This is a genomic window from Parvularcula sp. LCG005 (assembly GCF_032930845.1).
Classification (GTDB): Bacteria; Pseudomonadota; Alphaproteobacteria; order Caulobacterales; family Parvularculaceae; genus Parvularcula.
On sequence record NZ_CP136758.1, the window covers coordinates 389,566 to 412,637 of the forward strand.

General features: G+C 60.2%; 24 protein-coding genes. 11 read left to right on the plus strand and 13 right to left on the minus strand.

Annotated elements, in window-relative coordinates; all coding sequences use genetic code 11:
* The first annotated feature begins 41 nt into the window (after nt 1-41).
* Nucleotides 42-1,070: an L-threonine 3-dehydrogenase gene (gene tdh, locus RUI03_RS01780; RefSeq protein WP_317288570.1), complete on the plus strand. Its 1,029-nt coding sequence runs from the start codon at nt 42-44 to the stop codon at nt 1,068-1,070.
* Here the strand turns inward: tdh and RUI03_RS01785 are convergent.
* On the minus strand, nt 1,067-1,627 hold the full coding sequence (locus RUI03_RS01785) for a gamma carbonic anhydrase family protein (RefSeq protein WP_317288571.1): 561 nt from the start codon (nt 1,625-1,627) through the stop codon (nt 1,067-1,069). The genes tdh and RUI03_RS01785 overlap by 4 nt on opposite strands.
* 4 nt (nt 1,628-1,631) lie before the next feature.
* Complete coding sequence (locus tag RUI03_RS01790) at nt 1,632-2,072, minus strand: DUF6491 family protein (RefSeq protein ID WP_317288572.1); 441 nt, start codon at nt 2,070-2,072, stop codon at nt 1,632-1,634.
* Nucleotides 2,073-2,269: 197 nt separating this feature from the next.
* Between RUI03_RS01790 and RUI03_RS01795 the strand changes: the two genes are divergently transcribed.
* From RUI03_RS01795 to queE, 3 genes are all read left to right on the plus strand, one after another.
* Entirely contained in the window at nt 2,270-3,034 is a 765-nt protein-coding gene (locus RUI03_RS01795; RefSeq protein WP_317288573.1) for a ZIP family metal transporter, read from the plus strand.
* A gap of 252 nt (nt 3,035-3,286) precedes the next feature.
* Nucleotides 3,287-3,991 (plus strand): 7-cyano-7-deazaguanine synthase QueC, encoded by a 705-nt coding sequence (gene queC / locus RUI03_RS01800; RefSeq protein WP_317288574.1) that lies wholly within the window; start codon nt 3,287-3,289, stop codon nt 3,989-3,991.
* Entirely contained in the window at nt 3,988-4,623 is a 636-nt protein-coding gene (queE, locus tag RUI03_RS01805) for a 7-carboxy-7-deazaguanine synthase (RefSeq protein ID WP_317288575.1), read from the plus strand. Before queC ends, queE begins: the two co-directional genes overlap by 4 nt.
* A gap of 2 nt (nt 4,624-4,625) precedes the next feature.
* Here the strand turns inward: queE and RUI03_RS01810 are convergent, their stop codons facing one another.
* From RUI03_RS01810 to ispH, 5 genes are all read right to left on the minus strand, one after another.
* On the minus strand, nt 4,626-5,234 hold the full coding sequence (locus tag RUI03_RS01810) for a DUF3313 family protein (RefSeq protein WP_317288576.1): 609 nt from the start codon (nt 5,232-5,234) through the stop codon (nt 4,626-4,628).
* 37 nt (nt 5,235-5,271) lie between these two features.
* Nucleotides 5,272-6,510, minus strand: a complete 1,239-nt coding sequence (locus RUI03_RS01815) for a TIGR03862 family flavoprotein (protein ID WP_317288577.1) — start codon at nt 6,508-6,510, stop codon at nt 5,272-5,274.
* A 108-nt stretch (nt 6,511-6,618) separates the two neighbouring features.
* Nucleotides 6,619-7,050 (minus strand): ribonuclease HI, encoded by a 432-nt coding sequence (gene rnhA / locus RUI03_RS01820; RefSeq protein ID WP_317288578.1) that lies wholly within the window; start codon nt 7,048-7,050, stop codon nt 6,619-6,621.
* 3 nt (nt 7,051-7,053) lie between these two features.
* Nucleotides 7,054-8,004 carry a homoserine kinase gene (gene thrB / locus RUI03_RS01825; protein WP_317288579.1) on the minus strand — a complete coding sequence of 317 codons (951 nt, stop codon included), beginning with the start codon at nt 8,002-8,004 and terminating at the stop codon, nt 7,054-7,056.
* Nucleotides 8,005-8,014: 10 nt separating this feature from the next.
* Nucleotides 8,015-8,965, minus strand: a complete 951-nt coding sequence (gene ispH / locus RUI03_RS01830; protein ID WP_317288580.1) for a 4-hydroxy-3-methylbut-2-enyl diphosphate reductase — start codon at nt 8,963-8,965, stop codon at nt 8,015-8,017.
* 104 nt (nt 8,966-9,069) lie between these two features.
* Between ispH and RUI03_RS01835 the strand changes: the two genes are divergently transcribed.
* The 3 genes from RUI03_RS01835 to RUI03_RS01845 all read left to right on the plus strand — a co-directional run bounded on the left by RUI03_RS01835 (nt 9,070) and on the right by RUI03_RS01845 (nt 14,695).
* A complete protein-coding gene (locus RUI03_RS01835; protein ID WP_317288581.1) occupies nt 9,070-9,636 on the plus strand; it encodes a hypothetical protein in 567 nt (188 codons plus the stop codon).
* Between the two features lie 18 nt (nt 9,637-9,654).
* Nucleotides 9,655-11,421, plus strand: a complete 1,767-nt coding sequence (gene argS, locus RUI03_RS01840; RefSeq protein ID WP_317288582.1) for an arginine--tRNA ligase — start codon at nt 9,655-9,657, stop codon at nt 11,419-11,421.
* A gap of 175 nt (nt 11,422-11,596) precedes the next feature.
* Nucleotides 11,597-14,695: a TonB-dependent receptor gene (locus RUI03_RS01845; protein WP_317288583.1), complete on the plus strand. Its 3,099-nt coding sequence runs from the start codon at nt 11,597-11,599 to the stop codon at nt 14,693-14,695.
* A 139-nt stretch (nt 14,696-14,834) separates the two neighbouring features.
* On the opposite strand, the gene RUI03_RS01850 is transcribed toward RUI03_RS01845, so the two are convergent.
* The 3 genes from RUI03_RS01850 to RUI03_RS01860 form a co-directional block, all read right to left on the minus strand.
* Complete coding sequence (locus RUI03_RS01850; RefSeq protein ID WP_317288584.1) at nt 14,835-15,908, minus strand: site-specific DNA-methyltransferase; 1,074 nt, start codon at nt 15,906-15,908, stop codon at nt 14,835-14,837.
* Between the two features lie 120 nt (nt 15,909-16,028).
* Nucleotides 16,029-16,646, minus strand: a complete 618-nt coding sequence (locus tag RUI03_RS01855) for a ribonuclease HII (RefSeq protein ID WP_317288585.1) — start codon at nt 16,644-16,646, stop codon at nt 16,029-16,031.
* A gap of 31 nt (nt 16,647-16,677) precedes the next feature.
* Entirely contained in the window at nt 16,678-17,772 is a 1,095-nt protein-coding gene (locus RUI03_RS01860; protein WP_317288586.1) for a PA0069 family radical SAM protein, read from the minus strand.
* Between the two features lie 68 nt (nt 17,773-17,840).
* Between RUI03_RS01860 and RUI03_RS01865 the strand changes: the two genes are divergently transcribed.
* From RUI03_RS01865 to bfr, 4 genes are all read left to right on the plus strand, one after another.
* Complete coding sequence (locus RUI03_RS01865; RefSeq protein WP_317288587.1) at nt 17,841-18,653, plus strand: TIGR04283 family arsenosugar biosynthesis glycosyltransferase; 813 nt, start codon at nt 17,841-17,843, stop codon at nt 18,651-18,653.
* Nucleotides 18,571-19,209 (plus strand): TIGR04282 family arsenosugar biosynthesis glycosyltransferase, encoded by a 639-nt coding sequence (locus RUI03_RS01870; protein ID WP_317288588.1) that lies wholly within the window; start codon nt 18,571-18,573, stop codon nt 19,207-19,209. Before RUI03_RS01865 ends, RUI03_RS01870 begins: the two co-directional genes overlap by 83 nt.
* 81 nt (nt 19,210-19,290) lie before the next feature.
* A complete protein-coding gene (locus RUI03_RS01875) occupies nt 19,291-19,482 on the plus strand; it encodes a bacterioferritin-associated ferredoxin (RefSeq protein WP_317288589.1) in 192 nt (63 codons plus the stop codon).
* 84 nt (nt 19,483-19,566) lie between these two features.
* Entirely contained in the window at nt 19,567-20,037 is a 471-nt protein-coding gene (bfr, locus tag RUI03_RS01880; RefSeq protein ID WP_317288590.1) for a bacterioferritin, read from the plus strand.
* A 14-nt stretch (nt 20,038-20,051) separates the two neighbouring features.
* On the opposite strand, the gene RUI03_RS01885 is transcribed toward bfr, so the two are convergent.
* The 3 genes from RUI03_RS01885 to RUI03_RS01895 form a co-directional block, all read right to left on the minus strand.
* Complete coding sequence (locus RUI03_RS01885; RefSeq protein ID WP_317288591.1) at nt 20,052-21,092, minus strand: hypothetical protein; 1,041 nt, start codon at nt 21,090-21,092, stop codon at nt 20,052-20,054.
* Nucleotides 21,093-21,263: 171 nt separating this feature from the next.
* Nucleotides 21,264-21,941: a DUF1013 domain-containing protein gene (locus tag RUI03_RS01890; RefSeq protein WP_317288592.1), complete on the minus strand. Its 678-nt coding sequence runs from the start codon at nt 21,939-21,941 to the stop codon at nt 21,264-21,266.
* Nucleotides 21,942-22,078: 137 nt separating this feature from the next.
* On the minus strand, nt 22,079-23,047 hold the full coding sequence (locus RUI03_RS01895; protein WP_317288593.1) for an NAD(P)H-quinone oxidoreductase: 969 nt from the start codon (nt 23,045-23,047) through the stop codon (nt 22,079-22,081).
* Nucleotides 23,048-23,072 lie beyond the last annotated feature (25 nt).

The window sequence follows — 23,072 nt, forward strand, 5'->3', positions numbered from 1 at the left end:
CGCCTCTATCTAGTCTCATATGGAACCAAACGGAGAACGTCATGAAGGCACTGGTCAAAGCGCATCGCGAGGAAGGCATCTGGCTGGAAGACGTGGCCATGCCGCAGATCGGGCCGAACGATGTCCTGATCAAGGTTCGCCGCACGGCCATCTGCGGGACGGACATCCACATCTACAATTGGGATGAGTGGGCACAAGCCACGATCCCGGTGCCGATGACGGTCGGCCATGAATTCATGGGCGAGATTGTCGAACTGGGCGCAGAGGTGGCCGGTTACAACGTGGGTGACCGGGTTTCGGCGGAAGGTCACATTACCTGTGGCCATTGCCGAAACTGCCGCGCAGGTAAACGCCATTTGTGCCGCAACACCGTCGGGATTGGCGTGAGCCGTACGGGCTGTTTCGCAGAATACATTTCTGTGCCAGCTTTCAATCTCTACAAATTGCCGGAAGCGGTGAGTGACGATCTGGGCGCTATTCTCGACCCGTTTGGCAACGCTGTTCACACTGCGCTGACTTTCGATCTGGTGGGAGAGGATGTTCTCATCACTGGCGCTGGCCCCATCGGGGCAATGGCCGCCGGTGTCGCCCATTTTGTGGGGGCACGGAACATTGTCATCACTGACATCAACCCGCATCGGCTTGAGCTTGCCAAAACCATGGGCGCGACCCGTACCGTCAACGTGGCAGAGGAAAAGCTGCACGATGTGATGGCAGAGCTTGGCATGACCGAAGGGTTTGATGTTGGGCTTGAGATGTCCGGCGCCCCGGCGGGCTTTGCCAGCATGATCGACACCATGAACCATGGCGGCAAGATTGCGCTGCTGGGCATCCTGCCCGACGGTGCTGGCATTGACTGGTCCAAAGTGATTTTCAAGGGGCTGGAAATGCACGGCATCTATGGCCGACGCATGTTTGAAACTTGGTACAAGATGGGCGCGTTGCTGCAGTCGGGGCTAAAGCTTGACCCCATCATCACGCACCGTCTGCCTGCGGATCGTTTCCAGGAAGGCTTTGACGCGATGCGCTCCGGGCGGTCGGGCAAAGTGGTTCTGGACTGGACTGCCTAGGAGGCAGTTGTCTTGCTTTCGTGTTCAGCGACAGCCTCGGCGTGCAGTTGGGCTTCATGGACGTAGTGGGCTGCGCCCATCAGGGCGAGGCGATCCTCGCCCGGCTTCAGGTCCCGCAATTTTCGGGCGGGCAGGCCGGCCCACATCTCGCCGCGCGGTACGATTTTCTTCGGGCCCAAAAAGGCGCCCGCGGCCAGAAAGCCGCCGGTCTCGACGCGTGAGCCGTCCAGCATGGTGGAGGCCATGCCCACGAAGCCGCCGGATTCAACCGAGCAACCATGCAGCATGCAGCGGTGCCCGATGAGGACGTCCTCGCCGATCTCGATGGGCAGCCCGCCCATTTCCGGCCCATCCACATGCAGGATGCATCCGTCCTGAACATTTGAGCGCGCACCAATCCGCACGGCATTGGTGTCGCCGCGGATAATGGCGCCGTACCAGATGGAGGCGTCGGGACCGACGGTGACATCACCAATGATGACGGCACCGGGGGCGATGAAGGCGGTTTCGTGGATGATCGGGGCTTTTCCCCCGATCGCCATGATCAACGGCTGCAACAGACTACTCTTCAGTCACATCGTTGGCCGTGCGGTCCCATTCATAGATCGCTGCCACACGGCATCGGTCTGTGTCGAAAGGCGCCTCGTTTTCGCTGGCAAAGAAGCGATTCGATACAATCATGTCATCGCCGCGCGACAGGCAGCTCGATCCGATACCGGTGTCGAGGCCAACCCGCTGCGGGTTTGACAGGGGCGCGCAGCCCGGCAGCAGCTTCACCAGATATTCGTCAGCTGGTCCCTTGCGGACGATCAGGCCGGTTTTGCCGTCATAATCGGAAAATCCGGAGATGTTGCCGGTGAAGCACAGATTGCGAACCTCGGCGCCGATGCGGGCATCGTCGGCCTCGTCAACGGCGGTTTCAGTACCGCTGGAATCCGGTGTGGCGCAGGCCGCCAGGGCCGCAACCGTTGCAACGGCCAGAAGTCTCGTCGATTTTTTCATGACATTTCCTCACTAAAAAGGTGGACCCTTTCCCGTGAGGTTAATGTGGGGCCAACGACTTGATCCGGCAATCGAATTGCTGTTCAAAATATTGTTATCTTGTAACGAACACTTCTTGTCCCATCTTTAAAAAGCTGCAAGGACAGACTGACTGGGCGCGTGCGAGGTCGGGCGTCCTTTTTTCGTGTGGGAGTTCGATGGGATCGTTGACGTCAACATTGCCGCCTGCCGTCGTGGCAAGCCTTGTTGCCGCGCTGGTCGCAACGCTGGGGCTGGTGACAGTCCTGCTCCGGGACGAGTGGGCGACGCGCAATCGCGTTCTCTTCACGGCATTTGCCGCCGGTGTGCTCGTGACGACGGCTCTGACCCTGTTTCCCGAAGCGCTGGAAGCCACGGCAAGTGCGCCGCTATACGCCTTGCTTGGCTATCTTGGGCTCTACGGCATCAACCTGTTCTTCACACGAACGGGTGGCGCGATCATCGCGCCGCTGATCGCGATCGGGCTGCATTCCTACATTGATGGCTTCGAATACGGCATCCTGTTCGACCATGACATTTCGCTGGGCTGGACCGCGTCTTTCGGCCTGATCGCGCATGAATTCGCTGAGGGCGTCATCCTCTATTCCGTGTTGCGGGCGGCTGGCGTCGGAACGGTGGGTGCGATGATCGGCTCCTTCATCGGCGCGGCGGTGACGACACCGGTTGGTGCGATCACGTCACAGGTTGTGCTTGACGGGTCGTCGCCTGAAACGGTGGGCATGTTGCTCGCGGTGGCATCAGGCGCGCTTCTCTATCTCGGTGCGACCCATCTGCCCGGCCACATTCAGCAGGAGCGTCGGCCCCTGGCGGTGGTGTTCTACCTTGTTGGCGCTGTGCTCGCGATGGGGCTGTCCTTTGGCCACACAGGCCATGAGCAGTACATCCCGGACAATGAATGGGTGCAGTCGCTTCTCTCCCGCTGATAACCAGGTCCGAAAATGACACCGCGAGCAGGGCAATTACCCGCGGCGTCACTTCTCGGAGCGCCTTAATGGCTATCGGAGCGGGGACGGTAGCGTGGTGGGAGCGCGAGATACTACCGACCGGTGAGGGAGAGGTCCGCCCCGAATGGCTGCAACTTAAAGTAGAAATTGATTATTGAACTGTTAACGGGCCACCAGTGCCTGGTAGAATTTTTGCGTGATCTGCCGCCGCTTCGGCCGTAAAGGGCGCTCATGACGTCTCTCTCATCTTCAGCGCTCGTTCTGTTTTCCGGTGGGCAGGATTCTGCGACCTGCCTTGCCTATGCCCTGTCCCGCTTCGAGCGTGTGGAGACGGTGGGCTTTGCCTATGGTCAGCGCCACAAGGTCGAACTTGAAGCGCGCCAGCGCGTCCGCGATTACATGATGACCCGGCCAGAATGGGTGGGGCGGCTGGGGCCGGACCACATGCTGTCCATGCCGGCTTTCGGCGAAATCGGCGATACCGCAATGACGGCGGATCTGCCCATCGTGCTCGCGGCCAACGGCCTGCCGACCACATTTGTGCCCGGCCGGAACATTGCGTTTTTCACCTTCGCCGGAGCCCTCGCTTCGCGTCGCGGCCTGAGCACGATCATCGGCGGGATGTGCGAGGCGGACGCTGCCGGTTATCCCGATTGCCGTGCCGACACCATTGAGGCGATGGAGAAAGTCCTTCGCCTTGGTGTGGACCCGGGCCTGTCGATCCGCGCGCCCCTTGTCCGCCGCACCAAGGCCGAGACGTGGGATCTTGCCCAGCATCTGGGTGGCGATGCGTTGGTCGAGATGATCCTCGAAGAGAGCCACACCTGCTACAAAGGTGATCGCTCGGTACGCCATGCCTGGGGCTATGGGTGTGGAGAGTGTCCGGCGTGCGTTGAGCGACGCAAAGGCTATGAGGGCTGGCAGGCCGCCCGATGACCTATTCGGTCAAGGAATGTTTCTACACGCTGCAGGGCGAAGGCGCGCAGACCGGCCGTGCCGCGGTGTTCCTGCGCTTTGCCGGCTGCAATCTGTGGAATGGGTTGGAGCGCGATCGGATGACCGCGGTCTGCCGCTTCTGTGATACGGATTTTGTGGGCGTGGATGGTGAGGGCGGCGGCAAATTCACCAGCGCCGAGGCGCTCAGTGCTCATGTCGCAACCCGTTGGCCGGGTGGTGGGAAACCCTATGTCGTCTGCACCGGCGGTGAGCCGCTGCTGCAACTGGATCGCGCACTAATCGATGCGCTGCATGCTGCCGGTTTCGAAATTGCCGTGGAGACCAATGGCACGATCGCAGCGCCAGATGGCATCGACTGGGTCTGTGTCAGCCCAAAGGCGGATGCGCCGCTTGTCCAGCGCTCTGGCCACGAGCTGAAGCTGGTTTTTCCGCAGGCGGAGGATGCGTCCCATCCGTCCCGGTTCGAGCAGCTCGACTTCCGGCATTTCTTTCTGCAGCCAATGGATGGTGAGGCGGCTGCCGAGACATTGGCTGCCACCCTCGATTATTGCCGGTCAAACCCCCAATGGCGCCTGTCGCTTCAGACTCATAAGCTGCTTGGCATCCCTTGAGGTCAGCCAAGAAGACCGGCCACCTTGCTGGCGAACCGGGCAAAGAACTGGTTGGCCTCGTACCATGTGCTGCCGGGAATTTCATCGATGCGCATGGTACCGACTTCAGTGTCCCTTGCGGTGGCCAACAACCGCTCCCCTTCGTAGAACGCCACATCAGCGCTGGCGCCACCCGCCGCGCGGCTCTCATAACTAAGGCCCGGTGAGGCGGCCAGTTCGGCCTGGGTCGGACGATTGGCCTCAAGGTCGGTCAGCGTGACCTCGATCGTCAACACGCCCAAGCCCGGTCCGTCGGTCAGGGTCGCTACTGGTCCCAGCTTGGCGCGCAGCTGTTCATCAAACTGGGCGACTTTCGCGTTCAGTTCTCGCTCGGAGAGGGGACGGATATCGTCGCGAAGGCTGCGCGGCTGATAGCCGACCCGCTCCATCAGATCGTCGCTGACGGCGATAGGCGCGAGAAACACCATATCGTAGCCGGTGAAGTCGGCCGTGCCGCCGGCAGCCACGGTGAAATCGTCAAACCGGCCGGTGGATTCAGGGCCCACCGGTGCGGAGGCACAGGCGGCGAGCGTGGCGACAAGGCCGCCGATCAATATAGCTCTGATGGACATGGGACGCTCCTCAATTGGTTAAGGGCAGCCTGCGTCATCAGCCATCAGAAGGCAACGCAACTCTGTGTAACCAGTCCGCTGCGCCAAGGCCCGCCACACGGCCCGTCGCCATGCAGGCGGTCAGGAGATAGCCGCCGGTCGGGGCATCAAAATCCAGCATTTCACCCGCGCAGAACACGCCGGGCATATCCGTGATCATCAGGCCATCATTCAACGCTGAAAATCGCACCCCGCCCGCGGTGGAAATGGCGTCATCCATCGGCGCCGGCGCGGTTACCGTGATGGGCAGGGCCTTGATCACCGTCGCCAGCCGCTCGCTGTCGGCCATTACTTCGCGCGGTGTGAATTCATTGAGCAGCGCGCGCTTCACGGGGCTCAACTTCAACGCCTTGCGCAAATGATTGCCCAAAGATTGTTTGCCCCTGGGCCGCGCCAATCGGTCGCGCAGCTGGGCTGGTGTCAGGTCCGGCACGAGGTCAAGGGACAGGGTCGCTGGGCCCCTGTTCAGCGCCTCGCGCAAGGGGGCGGACAACTCATAAACACCGGTGCCTTCGATACCGCGTTTGGTGATGACGAACTCGCCGCGGCTTGAGGCCTTATTGATCGTCAGGCGGACGGATTTGACCGCTGCGCCGCCAAAATGGGTGCGCATATGGTCGCTCCACTGAACCAGAAAGCCGCCATTGGAGGGGGCAAAATCCGCGAGCGGAACACCCGCCTGGGTAAACGGCCCGGCCCATTGACCGTCCGATCCCAGCCGCCGCCAGCTTGCGCCCCCGGTGGCAAAGATCACCGCTTCCGGGTGGATCGTCAGCGCGCCATCAGGGGTGTCAAAGGACAAACCGCCATTGTCGGCCCAGCCGGTCCAGCGGTGGCGTTTGTGGACGCGCACGCCGCCTTCATCGAGCCGCGCCAGCCAAGCGCGCAGCAGAGGAGAGGCCTTCATCGCTTTCGGGAAGAGCCGTCCCGTGGGCCCCTCGACCCATTCGACCCCGAGACCCTCCATCCAGTCCTTTATGTCACGCGCCGTGAACGGGCTGACCACGTCACGGAAGCGGAAATCATCGCAGAGGTATCGGCGCAGGAACTGCGGAATTTCCTCCGTGTGCGAAATGTTAAGGCCTGATTTGCCAGCCATCAGCAATTTGCGCCCGATGCTAGGCATCTGGTCATAGATATCTGCAGCAATGCCGTTGGCACTCAGGACTTCGGCCGCCATCAGGCCTGCGGGGCCGCCGCCAATGATGGCGATGCGGGGGGTAGAGGTTGTTGTCATCGCTGGGGCTTAGGCGTGAAGGGGGCAGCGTGCAATGTGGCAGATAATTAGAGGGCCCATTAGGGCTGCGGACTTTGACGGAACGGCCTGGCCGTCTACCAGCGCCCATCAGCCCCGCGCTTCTTCCAGGCCTGCGCGGGCGAGGGCGTCGGCTTCCTCATTGCCCGGATCACCGGCATGCCCCTTGACCCATTTCCACGACACCGCGCGCGCGGCGCAGGCCTCGTCCAGCTCGATCCACAGATCCTTGTTCTTCACCGGCTGGCGGCTGGCAGTTTTCCAGCCATTGCGCTTCCAGCCATGGATCCATGAGGTCAGGCCGTTCTTCACATACTGGCTGTCGGTCACGAGGGTGACGGCGGTGCCGGGCGGCACATCGGACAGGGCACGGATCGCCGCCATCAGCTCCATCCGGTTATTGGTTGTCGCAGGCTCCCCGCCTTTCAGGCGGCGTTCCTTGTCCCCGTCGATAATCAGTGCACCCCAGCCGCCGGGACCGGGATTGCCGGAGCAGGCACCATCTGTGTACATCGTGATCATGGGTCAGTCCTTGCTGAACGCCGCGGGGTTGTCCCGGTGCAGGCGCAGAAGTTCAAGATAGGGTTTGGGGTCCTTGACCCGGACAAGGCTGCCCGGAATCTGGTGCAGCCAGTCATAGGCGCGGGTGACAAGGAACCGCAAGGCCGCACCGCGCAGGAGAAGGGGGAGGGCAGCCTGTTCTTTTCCAGAAAGCGGGCGCACGCTCTCATACCCTTGGCGGAACGCATGGGCGCGGGCCGTTTCCGTTGTCCCTTCCGGCGTCCAGGCGTTCATGGAGATGGCAAGGTCGTAGGCGTAGATGTCCGTACACGCAAAATAGAAGTCGATCATGCCCGCGATTTCATCTCCGCGGAACAGGACATTGTCCGGGAAAAGGTCTGCGTGAATGGTGCCTGAGGGCAGGTCGGTGGGCCATTCGGCAATCAGGCTTGCCGCGGCCTCGTGCATTTCGTCATGCAGACCCGCCTCGATCTCATCAAGACGCGGTCCAGATTTGTCGACCATGTCCGCCCACCCGCGCGGGCCCAATGCGTTGGGTCGAGCGCCCGCAAAATCAGCTGTCGCGGCGTGCAGGGAGGCAAGGGCTGAACCTGCGACCCGGGCCTGGCTCAGGCTGGGGCTGTCCGGCGAGGTGCCTTCAAGAAAAGTAATCAGTGCCGCGGGCCGACCACACAGGGTCTGCAGGCGCTCACCTGTCCTGTCGTGAACCGGGCTGGCGGCGGGCACGCCTTTCTCAACCACATGATCCATCAGACCGAGAAAATAGGGCAGGTCGTCCGCATTCACCCGCTTCTCATAGAGGGTCAGGATGAATCGTTCCCCGCCAGCCTCTACAAGGTAGTTGGAGTTCTCAACGCCTTCCGCAATCCCCTTGAACACGGTCGCGGGGGGCAGGTCGTAGCGAGCCAGAAATTCGGTCAGGGCGGATTCGTCAACGCGGGTATAGACAGCCATGGGGGGCCGCCTAGACCAGTTCGCGCGGCAATTTAAAGGTGACACCTTCGGTGGCGGTTTCAACCTCGACCACAGAAACATCGGTCCGCCGACGGAACGCCTCGATCACCCCTTGCACCACTTCCTCAGGTGCAGAAGCGCCGGCCGTCAGGGCAACGATTGAAGGTTGGAGCGCAGTGATCTTTTCCCAGTCGAGGGCGTTGGCATTTTCTGCCAGCACCGCGTAGGGACAACCCGCGCGCTCGCCCACTTCCACAAGGCGCTTGGAGTTGGATGAGGTTTCCGACCCGATGACGATCAGCACATCCGCATCGGCGGCAGCAGCGCGCACAGATTCTTGGCGGTTCGTCGTCGCGTAGCAAATGTCATCCTTGTGCGGCAGATGAATGTCAGGGAAGCGCCGCTTCAGGATCTCGACAATCCTCGCCGTGTCATCAACCGACAGCGTGGTCTGGGTCACATAGGCCAGGCCGCCCTCGGGGCGCTCAAATGTCTCGGCGTCCTCTTCGGTCTCGATCAGGGTCATGGCGCTGTCAGGCAGTTGGCCCATCGTGCCCACCACCTCCGGGTGACCGGCATGGCCGATCAGAAGAACGTGGTGCCCGTCACGGGCATGGCGTTCGGTTTCGATATGAACCTTTGAGACCAGCGGGCAGGTCGCATCGAGGAACATCAGCTGCCGCGCCTGGGCCTCGGCGGGCACCGATTTGGGTACACCGTGGGCCGAGAACAGGACAGGACGGTCATCGGGCACTTCGTCGAGTTCATCGACGAAGACGGCGCCCAGATCGCGCAGGCGACCAACCACGGTTTCGTTATGAACGATCTCATGACGCACATAGACCGGTGCGCCGTAGCGTTCGATGGCCCGCTCGACCATCTGGATGGCGCGGTCGACACCGGCGCAGAAGCCGCGCGGAGCGGCAAGGCGGACGGTGATCGGCGGCAGGGTGTTCGTCATGAAGATCCTTTCACCCAAGGCAGGGCTAGCGTCAGGCGCGCATTTCATGTCTATACATAGGGAACAACGCCGCTTGTCAAAAGCTGTATGCTAATCTGGAGTGCATGATGAGACTTGTCCTCGCCGCCGCCGCCCTTCTGTCGTTGAGTGCCTGTGGCTCTGTCGGCGAAAGTCTCGAAACCATGCGTCTCGCCAGCGAGAAGAATATCGGCGTCTGCCCGAACGTCTTTGCCCTCGAAGATGCCGCGCGGATGATTGATTTTGTTGGCGATCCTTCGCTCGACAACGTGGCATGGTCCGCCGAGATTACCGATGTCCGCACCGCCTGCCGGATCCAGGCCGATCGCCCGATCACGGCGACGGTGGAAATCGACTTCGCTGTCGGCAAGGGACCTGCAGCGTCGGGGACCGTCAAGGACCTGACCTATTTCGTCGCCGTCACGCGACGAAACCGCGAAGTCATCGCCAAGACCGAATTCACGGTGCCCGTCAAAATCGAGGGCGGTATCGCCACGGTTCGCCTGTCTGACGATGTGGATGGCATTGTCATTCCCCGGAAAGATGGCGACACCGCCGGGACAAACTTTGAAATTGCCGTGGGCCTTTCCCTTGACCGTCAGCAGGTGCTGTTCAACCGGTCGGGTGAAAGCCTGAAATTCCCCAATCTCTAAAGACTTCAATTTGACATTATGACCAAAGAATCGCTTCTGGACCGTCTTTCGGCGGAGGTGGGCGAGGCCTTTGCAGCTGAAGGACTGGATGCCGCCCTGGGCCGCGTCCAGCGGTCCGGCCGTAAGGAACTGCCTCCTTTTCAATGCAATGGTGCGATGGCAGCCGCCAAAGCGGCTGGCAAACCGCCGCGGGTGATTGCGGAAGCTGTCGCTGCCCGACTGGCGGAGTCTTCTATCCTCACCGGCGTGACCATTGGTGGCCCTGGCTTCCTGAACTTCGATCTGCCGCAATCGGTATTGGTCGGGGCGTTGGACGCGATCGCTGCAGACGACGACAAGGGCGCCTGGCAGCGGGTCGATCCGGAGCGGATCATCATTGATTACGGCGGGCCGAATGTCGCCAAGCCCCTCCATGTGGGCCATTTGCGGGCGGCGATCATTGGCGAGTGTCTGAAACGTCTTTTCCGCACCGTCGGCGATGACGTTCTGGGGGACATCCATCTGGGCGACTGGGGTCTCCAGATGGGCCAGCTGATTGCTGAGCTGAAGCGTGAGCAGCCGGACCTTCCCTATTTTGCTGAAGCCGATGAAGGGCCGTATCCCGCCGAGAGCCCTGTGACGGTCGACGACCTTGCGCGGCTTTATCCCAAGGCATCGGCTGCCTGTAAGGAAGATCCCGCGCGTCTGGCCGAGGCACAGGAAGCAACGGTCGAGCTGCAATCGGGCCGGCCCGGCTACCGGGCGCTATGGCAGCATTTTGTCGATGTCTCGAAAGCTGCGCTTGAAAAAGACTATGGCGAACTCGGCGTCACATTCGACCTGTGGAAAGGGGAGGCCGACGTAGATCCCTTGATCGCGCCCATGGTCGATGAACTGCAGGCCAAGGGGCTCCTTGAGGAAAGTGACGGGGCCCGGGTGATCCGTGTCGCCCGCGAGGACGACAAGAAAGAGATTCCGCCCCTGCTGGTGGTGAAGTCCAACGGCTCTGTCGGCTATGGCTCGACGGATCTGGCGACCATCATCGAACGGAAGCGCGAGCTTTCGGCGGACCGTGTCGTCTATGTCGTCGATGCCCGCCAGCGCGAGCACTTCGAGCAGGTTTTCCGCGCTGCTGATCTCGCGGGCTATATGTCAGCCGACCGGCTGGAGCATATGTGGTTCGGCACGATGAACGGCACCGATGGCAAGCCGTTCAAGACCAGGGCCGGTGGCGTGTTGCGCCTTCGTGATCTGATTGATCAGGTCGTGAGCGAAGCCACCAAACGTCTCGACCAGGGCGGCATGGCCCAGGATGTCAGTCCAGAGGAGAAGCAGGAGATCGCTCGCCGCGTTGGTATCGCGGCTCTCAAATTCGCCGATCTTTCAAATCCGCGGACCTCTGATTATGTGTTCGATCCGGAACGCTTTGTGACCTTCGAGGGCAAGACCGGCCCCTATCTGCAATATGCGACGGTTCGCATCCGGTCGGTTCTGCAGAAAGCCGGAAGCGACGGGGGCGATGCGCCGCTGATCATCGAGGATCCAGCCGAAATCGATCTTGCGCTTGAGCTTTCTCTCTACGCCGATGCGGTTCAGGGGGCTTATGAGAAACGCATGCCCCACGTGCTTTGCGACCACGCATTTACCCTCGCGCAGGCCTTCTCGCGATTTTATGCCAATTGTCGGATCGGTGATGAAGCAGATGGCCAGCGTCGTTCATCTCGCCTACGACTTTCACGTATTACCTTCGAACAGCTCAATAGTGTTTTGACTGTATTGGGAATTCCTGTTCCAGAAAAAATGTGACGCTATCCCAAATGACGGGATCGCCAGCGAATCTGTTGCGAAATTATCGCAACTGCGAAAAGGATTCGTCGTCGCTGACCAACGTGCCTTGTTTGTTATGAAACTGTCGCATTAAGCGCCTAGCGGGGCCGCGTGGCTTAACGGCTTCAATCATTCTCTAACGGGGTATAACAACATGACTTTCAAGAGCACGTTGGCGGCTGGCGCCGCTACGTTCGCGCTGGTGGGCAGCCTTGCGTTTGCGCAGGAAACAACTGGTGCCATTCGCGGCGTTGTGACTGATGAGGCCGGTGCGCCAATTTCCGGTGCAACGGTTACCGTAGACAACACGCTGACAGGCGCGAGCCGCACAGTTCGTTCGAACAGCGACGGTCGCTTCCAGATCCGCAACCTCGCCGTCACCGGCGATTACACCGTCACGGTCGGCGCTGCTGGCTTTGCAGGTGAGCAGGTCGAGAATCTCTCCCTCTCCCTGGGTGACGTGACGTCACTGACCTTCGATCTCGAAGGCGGTTCCGAAGACCAGATCGTTGTCGTCGGCAAGGCTTCTGCCGTTGGTTCTGACCTCGCAACCGGCCCATCGGCTGCGTTCGGCATCGACGTTCTTGAAAACGCGCCTGCCATCAACCGCGACATCAAAGACATCGTTCGTCTGGACCCACGCGTCTATCTCGACGAATCGTTTGCTGACGCTGTTCAGTGTGCTGGTGCCAACCCACGCTTCAACTCGCTGACAGTTGACGGCATCCGCCTGAACGACAATTTCGGTCTGAACTCGAACGGTTATCCAACCGAGCGCATTCCGTTCTCCTACGACGCCATCAGCCAGGTTGCTGTTGAGCTCGCACCATTTGACGTTGAGTACGGCTCATTCACCTCGTGCAACATCAACGCTGTGACCAAGTCCGGCGGCAATGAATTCCACGGCGGCGCCTTCTTCGACTACACAAGCGACTACTTCAAAGGCGACGAACTGCCATTCGGCGACGTCGACAATGGCGACTACACAGAGCAGCGCTACGGCTTCAACGTCGGTGGCCCGATCATCAAGGATCGTCTGTTCTTCTTCGCTGCATACGAAATGCAGGAAGGCTCTGACCTGTTCGGCAACAACACGCCAACGGGCAAAGGCATCACTGACGCCGAGTACCAGCAGATCGTCGACATCGCTTCTGACGTGTACGGTTACACCGTTGGTGGCCTGCCAACGTCGCTCGACAATGAAGACGAAAAGCTTCTGGTCAAACTCGACTGGAACATCATGGACGGCCAGCGCGCGTCGTTCACGTACAACTACAATGACGGCTACTCCAACAGCCCATCGGACAACGACCCGAACGAGCTGCCAGAGTTCAACCACTTCTATAAGCGTGGCGCGACTCTGAACTCCTATGCCGGTTCGCTGTACTCCACCTGGACCGACGCTCTGTCGACCGAAGTCCGGATTTCCTACATCGACCTCGACAATATCCAGGACAGCTTCGGCGGCCTCGTTGACCAGATCGGTGAAGTCCAGATCAATGTCGGCGACTCGATCGTCTATCTGGGTCCAGATGACAGCCGTCACTCAAACGAGCTGAACTATGAGCTGTGGACGTACAAAGCCAAGGCTGACTACGCCTACGACAACCACCTGTTCACCTTTGGTGTTGAGCGCGAAGAATTCGACGTGTTCAACCTCTTCGTGCAGGAAAGCCAAGGCGAGTTCCGCTTTGACTCGATCGCTGACTTCGCATCGGGCGACCTGAACCGCGTGATCTACGAGAACGCTGCGGGTACGAACAATGTGGACGATGGCGCTGCCAAGTTCGCTTACGAAATCACCACGGCCTATGCACAGGACGACTGGCAGGTCACGGATGCCCTGAACGTGGTTCTGGGTGTGCGCGCTGATTTCTACACATCGGACGACAAGCCAATCTACAACGCCGCGTTCCAGGAAGCATACGGCATCCGGAACGACGACAACCTCGATGGCAAGTCGGTCATTCAGCCTCGCTTCGGCTTTACCTATGACGTGAACTCAGACTTCAGCATCCGCGGTGGTGCAGGTCTGTTCGCTGGTGGTAACCCGAACGTCTGGATTTCCAACAACTACTCGAACAACGGTGTGACGCTCTACGAATTCCAAGAGCGCGGCACAAACATCATCACGGACTACACCTATAATGGTGGCCGTCCGCTGTTCGACATTCCACAGGAAGGCATCGACGCTGTTGCAAACGCCAACGGTCGTGGTGCTGTGAATGCTCTGGACCCGAACTTCGAAATTCCTTCGGAGTGGAAATACGCCTTGGGCTTCACCTACGACTTCGACGGTGCATATGACTGGATGGGCAACGGCTATACGCTGATGGCCGACATTCTGTACTCGAAAGTCAAGGATTCAGCTTACGTCACGCCGATCTCCTACACGAAGACCGGTACGGCACCTGACGGTCGTCCACTCTATGCCGGTAACGATGATGACTTCGTTCTGAGCAACGCTGGCGACACGGGTTACTCTCTGTCTCTGTCCGCTGCCCTGTCCAAATCCTATGACTTCGGTCTCGATTGGACATTCGGCTATGCGTACACGGAATCTGAAGACACCAACCCAATGACGTCTTCGGTGGCTTTCTCGAACTACCAGAACTTCACGCGCTCTGACGCGCTGAACCCAACGACGGCAACTTCGGATTACGAAATTCCGCACCGGTTCACGCTGCAGGTGAATTACGAGAAAGACTTCTTCGCCGAGTACACAACGCGCTTCAGCCTGTTCGGCCAGTCATCTGAAGGTTCGCCTTACAGCTACACCTTCGGCAACACGTTCGGCGAACCAACGTTCTTCGACAACAACCTGTTCTACGTGCCAACCGGCGCTGCTGATCCGCTCGTGTCTTATGACTCAGCTGAAACGCAGGAAGCTGTTCTGGCCCTGGTCAACAGCGAAGAGTGCCTGTCTGACCAGCGCGGTCAGATCGCAGATCGTAACTCGTGCCACGATGACTGGTGGACCAAGTTTGACCTCCGCGTCAGCCAGGACCTGCCAGGTCTGTTCGAAGGTCACCGTAGCCAAGCCTACATCGTCCTCGAAAACGTCGGTAACTTCATCGACAGCGACTATGGCGTTCTGCGCCAGCAGGGCTTCCCTGGTGCGCTTGACGTGGTCAACGCTTCGATCGTCGACGGTCAGTTCGTCTACTCGAACGCCCGTTCGGCCAGCGAAGGTTCGGTCGAAGTCGGCCCAAGCCTTTGGGAAATGCGCTTCGGCATCAAATACGATTTCTAATCTGACGATTGGATATCAGTTCGGGAAAGGGCGGCCTTCGGGTCGCCCTTTTTCTTTGGCGGCCGGTGACTTCGAATCCTGTTCGCACAAAAAAGCCCGCCGGGAAGGCGGGCCTTTTTGCAGAAGCGTGGTGCAGCGATCAGTTCATCTGTTGCCGGACGAGTGACCGGAGCGAGTCGATGGGGGCCAGCTTGCCCGCCTGTTCATAGTGCCAAAAGGTCCAGCCATTGCAGGAGGGCGCATTCTGCAACTCGGCACCGACCTTGTGGATGGAGCCCGAAAAGGTTGCGGCACTGACCGAGCCATCGGCTTTGACGCGCGCGCGCAGCTTCCGTTTCGGGCAATAGAGTGTGGTACCGGGAGAAATAAGGCCACTCTCGACCAACTGGCCAAAGCCAACCCGCGGCAGCTTTCGCGGTGAGGGCAGCGGCGTGCTCAGATCGGCGTCGCCAGCCGTGATCGCGGCCAGCCGTTCAGTGGCAGCCTTCACATAGGCCTGGTCGCGCTCAATGCCGATATAGTGCCGGCCCATCTTTTTCGCGACGGCGCCTGTCGTCCCCGTGCCGAAGAACGGATCAAGGATCACATCGCCGGGTTTCGACGTGGCGGCCAGAACGCGGTGGAGCAGGGCTTCAGGCTTCTGGGTTGGATGGGTCTTGCGGCCATCCGTCTTCAACCGCTCACCGCCCGTACACAGCGGGAAGGTCCAGTCACTACGCAACTGAATATCGTCATTACCCGCCTTCAGGCTGTGATAGTTGAAGGTGAGGCGCGATTTTTGCGACCGGCCGGCCCAGATCAGTGTTTCGTGCGCATTGGCAAAGCGTGTGCCGCGAAAATTGGGCATGGGGTTGGATTTCACCCAGATGACGTCATTCTGAATCCAGAAACCCAGATCCTGCACGGCTGCGCCCAGCCGGAAAATGTTGTGATAGGAACCGATGACCCATAGCGCGCCATTCGGCTTGAGGACGCGGCGCGCCTCGGCCAGCCAGTCGCGGCAGAATGCGTCGTAGGCGGCGAAAGACTCAAACTGGTCCCACGCATCGGTCACACCGTCGACAGCTGATTGATCCGGACGCGTCAGATCACCACCCAGTTGCAGGTTATAGGGCGGGTCGGCGAAGACCAGGTCGACACAGGCGTCGGGCAGTTGCCGCATCGCCTCGATGCATTCGCCATTGATGATCGTGTCTACGGGGGGAGTGGTCATGCTAGCCTCATCCATCATACGGGATGAATAGACTCCCGACTTCCTGAACAGGGCGTTAAGCAAATTGAAATTTGTTCGTTAACGGAATAATTACCGAAGTAAACAAACCGTGAATGTAGCCTAGCGGATGAGGCGCGCAATCGGTGCAAAGGATTGCCGATGATGGGGGCAGGGGCCTACGGCTTCGAGCGCGGCGGCATGGGCTGCAGCACCATACCCCTTATTGCGTGCCCATAAATAGCCAGGATGATCAGCATGCAGCCCCCGCATGATGGCGTCCCGTGTGGTTTTGGCGATGATCGACGCTGCGGCCACGGAGAGGGACAGGCTGTCGCCCTTGATCAGAGTTTCGGTGCGCAAGGCGCCAAGGTCGGGCGCCATTTTTCCGTCGATCAATGCGCCGGCGATACCGGGGCCAAGGTCTGCGACGGCGCGCTGCATGGCCAGAAAGGTCGCCTGCAGAATATTGATCTGGTCGATTTCGGCGGGGGAGGCGATTCCGACACCGACCCGCGACGTGGCGCGGATCGCGTCAGCGATTTCGTCGCGGCGGCGTTCCGGTATTTTCTTGGAATCCCTGATGCCGACCGGGCACGCCGCCGCATCGAGAATGACGGCGGCCGCCACCACGGGCCCGGCCCAGGCGCCGCGTCCTGCCTCATCGATACCAGCGACAGGGCCGCCCCAGCGGGCTGCCAGATTGGTCTCGACATCAAGCGTGGGTTCGGCATGCGGCATCGGCGAATGATAAGGTGATTCCGAAATATGTTCAGCCGAACAGATCGCCCTGATCGGATGGCGCGCGCGGGACGGCAAATCGGTCGGTGCGAAGGCGTGGCATTTCGCGATAGCCGTGACGACGCCAGGCGGCATCAAAGCGCTGTTTCAGAAGATGCGCATAGGCGCCTCGCGGTCCCTCGGCCCGGGACCAGTTCACATCATAGATCTTGCCATCATTCATCTCACGAATGTGATTCATCACTTTTCTGGCGTGATTGGGCGCAAAGGCCTCAAGCCATTCCTGGAATAGGGGCGCGACCTCCTGGGGCAGGCGCAGGATCGTATAGGCAGCATAGACGGCCCCATGGGCGCGACCTTCTTCCATCAGGGCATCAAGTTCGTGGTCCGACAGTCCGGGGATCATCGGCCCCAGCATGATGCCCGTCGGTATTCCCGCCTCGGACAAGGCCTTGATCGCCAGAAGACGGCGGTCCGGTCGCGGACAGCGCGGCTCCATCGCCCGGGCCAGTCGCCGGTCCAGTGTGGTGACGGACACCATGGCCCGCGCCAAACCCCGCTGGGCCATGCCCGACAAGACGTCGATATCGCGCATGATCAGATCCGATTTCGTCAGTACAGAAACGGGATGGTTGAAGGCGGACAGCACCTCGAGCACGCTTCGCATGACCCGAAACTTGCGTTCCACAGGTTGGTAGGGGTCAGTATTGGTGCCGATGGCAATCGGCGCGATCTTGTACCGCGCAGCCGATAATTCGCGCCGCAAATGATCGGCCGCACCCGGCCGCGCGAAGAGGCGGGTTTCAAAATCGAGGCCCGGGGACAGGCCCAGATAGGCGTGCGTGGGACGTGCAAAGCAGTAGATGCACCCATGCTCGCATCCCCGATACGGATTGATCGACCGGTCAAAGCCGACATACGGGCTCTCATTATAGGTGATGATGCGCCGAACAGGATCGAGTTGCACCGTTGTCCGCGGGTCGGGCGGCATCTCGTCGGTCCACCCGTCATCTATCTGTTCACGGACGTCTTTCTCATAACGCCCCGTTTGATTTGACCGCGCGCCACGTCCCCGTCCCTGTGGCGGTAGGGTAGGGCGAAAAGGAGGGGACGCAGCGCGGGCCATGCCTATAGATTCCCCAAAGAAAGGAACAAAGCAAGAACAAAATTTCTTTTTCTGGTGAGGCGCGCACGGTGCGTGACAAAACCAAGACGCTGGGCGAACAAGGGATCATGATTTCCGTTGTCATCCCCACTCTCAATGCCGGACCCGCTCTGCTGGACACGCTCACGGCCCTGTTGCCGGCCAATGATCGGGGGGTGATCCGTGAGGTGATTATCAGCGACGGCGGATCGTCGGATCGAACGCTGGCGATTGCTGATGATGCCGGGGCCGTGATTGTCGAGGGGCCTCGTGGGCGCGGCCAGCAATTGCGTGCCGGGGCAGACATTGCGCGGGGGCCATGGTTGTTGTTCCTTCATGCGGACACGATCCTTGAAACCGGCTGGGACGAGGCGGCGTTCAAATTCATGACCATCCCCGGACAGTGCCGCGCCGCGACGTTCCGACTGAAATTTGCAGAAAGCGGCCTTCGTCCTTGGCTTGTCGCGCTGGGTGCCAATCTGCGAACGCGGTGGCGTGGTCTGCCCTATGGTGATCAAGGGCTGCTGATTTCACGGCAGCATTATGATGCGGTTGGCGGCTATGCGCCGCTGCCGCTGTTCGAGGATGTCGACCTCATCGACCGGCTACAGGCCGCCTGGCCCGGTGGCGACGGGTGCCTGTCCATCCTCTCGCCTCGCGCGATCACATCTGCCGAACGGTATCAGCGCGATGGGTATATATCGCGCGTGCTGAAGAATAACCGCTGCATCCGCCTGTATCGGAAAGGGGTGCCACCTGCCGACATTCTGGAGGTTTATTATGGCCGATCGTCGACGCCAACATCTGGTCGTCATGGCAAAGCCGCCGCTGGCGGGCCGGGTCAAGACACGCCTCAATCGTGAGATCGGCACAGCGGCGGCAGTCTGGTTCTATCGCCACGCAACGGCGCGCCTGCTGCACCGATTGAGCAAGGATCCTCGATGGACGACCCAACTCGCGGTGAATGCGTCGCCCACCGCCCGATTTTCATGCTGGCCCACCGGGGTACAGCGCGTGTCCCAAGGGCAGGGTGATCTGGGCCAGAGGATGACCCATGTGGTCCGGTCGCTGCCGCCCGGTCCCGTGGTCATCATCGGGACGGACACGCCGCAGCTCGAACTCGCTGACATCGCGATGGCGTTCCATCGGCTCGGCCGAGACGATGCCGTCTTCGGACCGGCTGAGGATGGCGGATACTGGCTCATTGGCCTTGCGCGCCGCAGGCCGGCAGTCTCCCTGTTCGATGGTGTCCGGTGGTCCACTGAGAATGCGCTGAGCGACACCATCGCCAGTTTGCCAACCGCTTTTGATATTTCAACGACGACTACCCTGCTGGACGTGGATACGGCCGACGACCTGCAGCTATTGCGGTCCCGCCACGGTGTCTACCGGGGCGGTCCCTGGCGATCCGGGCGATAGAAGACTACCGTCTTTGCAATTGACAATAATTCGCAATAGCATTAAGTGAGGGGCTGAAGAGATCAGTGGGAGCTTTTCTTCATGTATGTCTGTCTGTGCAACGCCATCAAAGACCGCGACTTCGCTGCTGCCGTGAACAGCAATGCATCAAGTGTGTCTGATGTCTTCCGTCGTTGCGGCGGGGCTGCTCAATGCGGCAAGTGCGTGCCGGACGTGGTCAGGATGATGAAGGGGCAGGGCGCCCAGAAGACCTGCAAGGCATCGGCCGGTTGAGCGTGGCGTTTGGGCTGAAACACGGCTAAGTTTAGCCTCTCGACCAACGCCGGCTTCCGGCACATTCTGACAAGGAGCAGGCGCGTGAAAGGCGATCCCGCAGTACTTCAGCACCTGAACAAGGCGCTCAAGCTTGAGCTGACTACGGTCAACCAGTATTTCCTGCACGCAAGGATGTTCAAGAATTGGGGGTTCGAGCGAATCGCCAAGGTCGAGTACGAAGAATCCATCGACGAAATGAAGCATGCGGATCAGTTGATCGAACGCATTCTCTTCCTTGATGGCCTGCCGAACGTTCAGGACATGGACAAGGTCTATATCGGCGAGAGCGTGAAGGAATGCCTCGAGCTTGATCTGGCCGCTGAGAAACGCGCACATCCGCTCTATATCGAAGCCATCGACTATTGCCACAGCGTCAGAGACTATGTCAGCCGGGAAATCCTCGTACGGATTCTAGAGTCCGAGGAGGAACATATCGATTTCCTCGAAACCCAGCTTGGCATTATCGACCAGATTGGTGAAGAGCGTTACCTGCAGAGCCAGCTCGGCGAATAATCGCTTGATAGTTCTCAGGCTTCCTTGACTTCATCAAGGCCCAGAAGCCGCTTTGTTTTGCGCACGGATGAATCCAGAACAGCGAGGGGTAGGCCGGCCAGCGCCACATTATTGCCCGTCATCCACCGCATCGCGCTGCTCACGGCATTGGCGTTGTCCAGCCACGGAAACTCAGGCCGGTGCTTGCCAGCAACGTGACGAGCGACATCCATATAGGGTGAAAGCTCCCCGTGCAGACGGTCGTAGACCTGACGCATCCTGGATTGCGTGGCGAGGCTGTGATCGCGCCAGGGCTTGTGGCCCATGGAATGAACGATCGGGGGGAGACCGTCTTTGGTCTGGCGCAGACGGTCCGCCGGCGAATATCCAGCCGGGCCAAACATCTGAATGATTTCCGTCCCTTCCTTCAGGTACACCATCGGGATGTCTGCATATTTCTCTGCGCCCAGAAGAGCCGTCAGCACCTGCTGATCGCCCAGCATCCGGGCCGGACGCTGGTTCCATGGTTTGAACTGGGTCTCGCGATATTCATCAGACAGCAGGATCGATTTCCAGTCTGCGATGAGTTCACGATGATCAGATGTCAGCTGAACAATGCCGGTGTTGATGACCCGGTGCAGCTCGCGGCCGACCGGCCAGCCAAAGCCAGCCGTCATCGCGGCACAGGGCGGATAAGGTGTGATCGCTGGTTCTTCTGCGACCACGATGGGCGTTGTCAGGTGAGGATGCACCATCTCCCCGAACCGGGGCCCGATGATCACGTCGCTGTCGAACCACATGACCTTGCGGTGACCCTGATCGAAGAGCCGTTCGAATGTCTGTGGCTTCACATTATAGCTGAAGCTGCCTTCGAGCGGTGTCGTGTCCAGTGTAATCCGCGCCTGGGTGGCGGCCCAGGCTTTCAGGGCGTCGCTCGCTTCAGGACAGATGAGAATGATATCCGGCGTGCCGGGAAAAAATTGCAGGAGCGACATCGCCAGCAGCTTCACCGCAGGTTCGTCATAATCGCGTGTCTCAGTGGTGACCAAGGCATCGGGGAAATTGTCGCTCGTCATCTTGGGTACCCCCTGGGGTCGTCTACTGCCACCCGTGGCAAATCAGGATCGCCGCATCAATATGATGCAATTCCCAAGAATTTGCATCGGCAGCGGAAAATTATTCGGCAGCGCACAAAAAAAGCGCCGATGGCTCGGCGCTCTTGATGATCACAACATATCGAGGCGGGATCAGTCCTTGTTGTCGCCGCCGCCTGTGAAGTTCGCGAAAACCTGCGACAGGTCCGTCTTGCTGGTGCGTTCAGAATCGCTGTCTGCCCGTTCGGTTTCCGATGCTGGTGCCAGCTTGGCGCCTTCCGGGACCTGGCCTGCGGCTTCCATTTCGGCACGGCGAGCCGAGGCCTTCTGAACGGCGGTATCGAGATCGAACTGGGTACACAGGCCCAAAGCGACCGGATCCTGCGGCTCCAGCTGTGAGGAGTTCCAGTGGGTCTTGTCGCGGATCGCCTGGATCGTCGTCTTCGTCGTGCCCAACAGCTTGGAAATCTGCGCATCGGGCACTTCGGGGTGGTTGCGGACGATCCACGCAATCGCGTTCGGCCGCTCCTGACGACGTGACAGCGGCATGTAGCGTGTCGTTTTCTTGGGCTGGGCGACAACGGTCTTCGGTTTTGACAGTTTCAGCCGGTAGTCCGGGTCTTTTTCCGCTTTTTCGATCTCTTCGCGGGTCAGCTGATGCTGAGCGATCGGGTCAATACCGCGCACGCCTGCGGCCACATCGCCGTCGGCAATGCCTTTGACTTCCAGGGGGTGCAGCGTACAGAACGCTGCAATCTGGTCGAAGGTGAGGCCCGTATTGTCGATGAGCCACACAGCGGTGGCCTTGGGCATAAGTGGCCGGTCGGTCATCCTTTAATCTCCATTTTTCGTCTCGCCGCAGCGCCAAATGCACACGCCCGCCGCTGGGCCAGCGGCGCCATGACCTCTGGAAGTGGGGGAAGGGCGAGAACGCCTAGAAAAGGGCATATAGAAGACTGTCGCGCCCCTCACAAGGTAAGGATGACCTTCCCTGCAATTTCCCCTGATTCAAGGTGCTCGTGGGCGGCCGCGGCCTGTTCGAGGGGAAAACTGCGGTCTATGATCGGCCGGACATCGCCGCGGCCCAGACGGGGGCCGACCACACGGGTGATTTCAGCGGTCAGGCGCGCTTTCTCGGCGGCCGGCCGCGCTCGCAGGGTTGAGCCCGTGAGGGTCAGACGCTTCTGCATCACCTCGATAATGTTGAACCGCGCCTCCATGCCGCCTTGAAAGGCGATCGACACATGACGACCGCCGGGACGCAGAAAGGTCAGGTTGCGCCCGACATAGTCGCCGCCAACCATGTCCAGCACCACATCGGCGCCCGTGTCCTGCATCAGGGACGACCAGTCGTCAGTCCTGTAGTTGAAACAGCGGGCATATCCGTTCTCTTCGGCCCAGCGGCATTTCGCGTCTGTGCCCGCCGTTCCCATGACAGTCAGGCCAAATGCGCGCCCCAAGGTAGCGGCCATGGTGCCGATGCCAGAGGTCGCGCCGTGGACGAATAAAGTCTCGCTTGGCTGGGCGGCGCCGGCCTCAAAGACGTTGGTCCACACGGTGTAGAGCGTTTCGGGCAGTGCCGCGCCTTCCTCATCGCTCAATATGTCGGGCAGAGGGATCACATGGCGCGCATCGACAGTAGCGTATTCAGCATAGCCGCCGCCGGGCAGGAGGGCCATGACGCGCGCACCCTTCTTCACCATACCATCCGTGCCCGGTCCCCGCTCTTCGACGATGCCAGCAACTTCCAGCCCCAAAATCTCGCTCGCGCCCTTCGGTGGAGGATACATGCCCCGGCGTTGAAGAATATCCGGCCGGTTGACCCCCGCCGCTGTGACCCGGATCAGGATTTCGCCATCAGCCAGCGTCGGCCGGGGGACGTCGCCCATGGTCAGTACAGACGGATCCCCGAAGCCATTCATGGTTACTGCGCGCATGAGTTTCTGTCCTTCGCGTGGCCGT

Bases quoted from the DNA above. Each gene is read 5' to 3' on its own strand.
- tdh (WP_317288570.1), top strand. From the start codon at position 42: ATGAAGGCACTGGTCAAAGCGCATCGCGAGGAAGGCATCTGGCTGGAA.
- RUI03_RS01790 (WP_317288572.1), bottom strand. From the start codon at position 2,072: ATGAAAAAATCGACGAGACTTCTGGCCGTTGCAACGGTTGCGGCCCTG.
- RUI03_RS01795 (WP_317288573.1), top strand. From the start codon at position 2,270: ATGGGATCGTTGACGTCAACATTGCCGCCTGCCGTCGTGGCAAGCCTT.
- queC (WP_317288574.1), top strand. From the start codon at position 3,287: ATGACGTCTCTCTCATCTTCAGCGCTCGTTCTGTTTTCCGGTGGGCAG.
- queE (WP_317288575.1), top strand. From the start codon at position 3,988: ATGACCTATTCGGTCAAGGAATGTTTCTACACGCTGCAGGGCGAAGGC.
- RUI03_RS01810 (WP_317288576.1), bottom strand. From the start codon at position 5,234: ATGTCCATCAGAGCTATATTGATCGGCGGCCTTGTCGCCACGCTCGCC.
- RUI03_RS01815 (WP_317288577.1), bottom strand. From the start codon at position 6,510: ATGACAACAACCTCTACCCCCCGCATCGCCATCATTGGCGGCGGCCCC.
- rnhA (WP_317288578.1), bottom strand. From the start codon at position 7,050: ATGATCACGATGTACACAGATGGTGCCTGCTCCGGCAATCCCGGTCCC.
- thrB (WP_317288579.1), bottom strand. From the start codon at position 8,004: ATGGCTGTCTATACCCGCGTTGACGAATCCGCCCTGACCGAATTTCTG.
- ispH (WP_317288580.1), bottom strand. From the start codon at position 8,965: ATGACGAACACCCTGCCGCCGATCACCGTCCGCCTTGCCGCTCCGCGC.
- RUI03_RS01835 (WP_317288581.1), top strand. From the start codon at position 9,070: ATGATGAGACTTGTCCTCGCCGCCGCCGCCCTTCTGTCGTTGAGTGCC.
- argS (WP_317288582.1), top strand. From the start codon at position 9,655: ATGACCAAAGAATCGCTTCTGGACCGTCTTTCGGCGGAGGTGGGCGAG.
- RUI03_RS01845 (WP_317288583.1), top strand. From the start codon at position 11,597: ATGACTTTCAAGAGCACGTTGGCGGCTGGCGCCGCTACGTTCGCGCTG.
- RUI03_RS01850 (WP_317288584.1), bottom strand. From the start codon at position 15,908: ATGACCACTCCCCCCGTAGACACGATCATCAATGGCGAATGCATCGAG.
- RUI03_RS01855 (WP_317288585.1), bottom strand. From the start codon at position 16,646: ATGCCGCATGCCGAACCCACGCTTGATGTCGAGACCAATCTGGCAGCC.
- RUI03_RS01860 (WP_317288586.1), bottom strand. From the start codon at position 17,772: ATGGCCCGCGCTGCGTCCCCTCCTTTTCGCCCTACCCTACCGCCACAG.
- RUI03_RS01870 (WP_317288588.1), top strand. From the start codon at position 18,571: ATGGCCGATCGTCGACGCCAACATCTGGTCGTCATGGCAAAGCCGCCG.
- RUI03_RS01875 (WP_317288589.1), top strand. From the start codon at position 19,291: ATGTATGTCTGTCTGTGCAACGCCATCAAAGACCGCGACTTCGCTGCT.
- RUI03_RS01885 (WP_317288591.1), bottom strand. From the start codon at position 21,092: ATGACGAGCGACAATTTCCCCGATGCCTTGGTCACCACTGAGACACGC.
- RUI03_RS01890 (WP_317288592.1), bottom strand. From the start codon at position 21,941: ATGACCGACCGGCCACTTATGCCCAAGGCCACCGCTGTGTGGCTCATC.
- RUI03_RS01895 (WP_317288593.1), bottom strand. From the start codon at position 23,047: ATGCGCGCAGTAACCATGAATGGCTTCGGGGATCCGTCTGTACTGACC.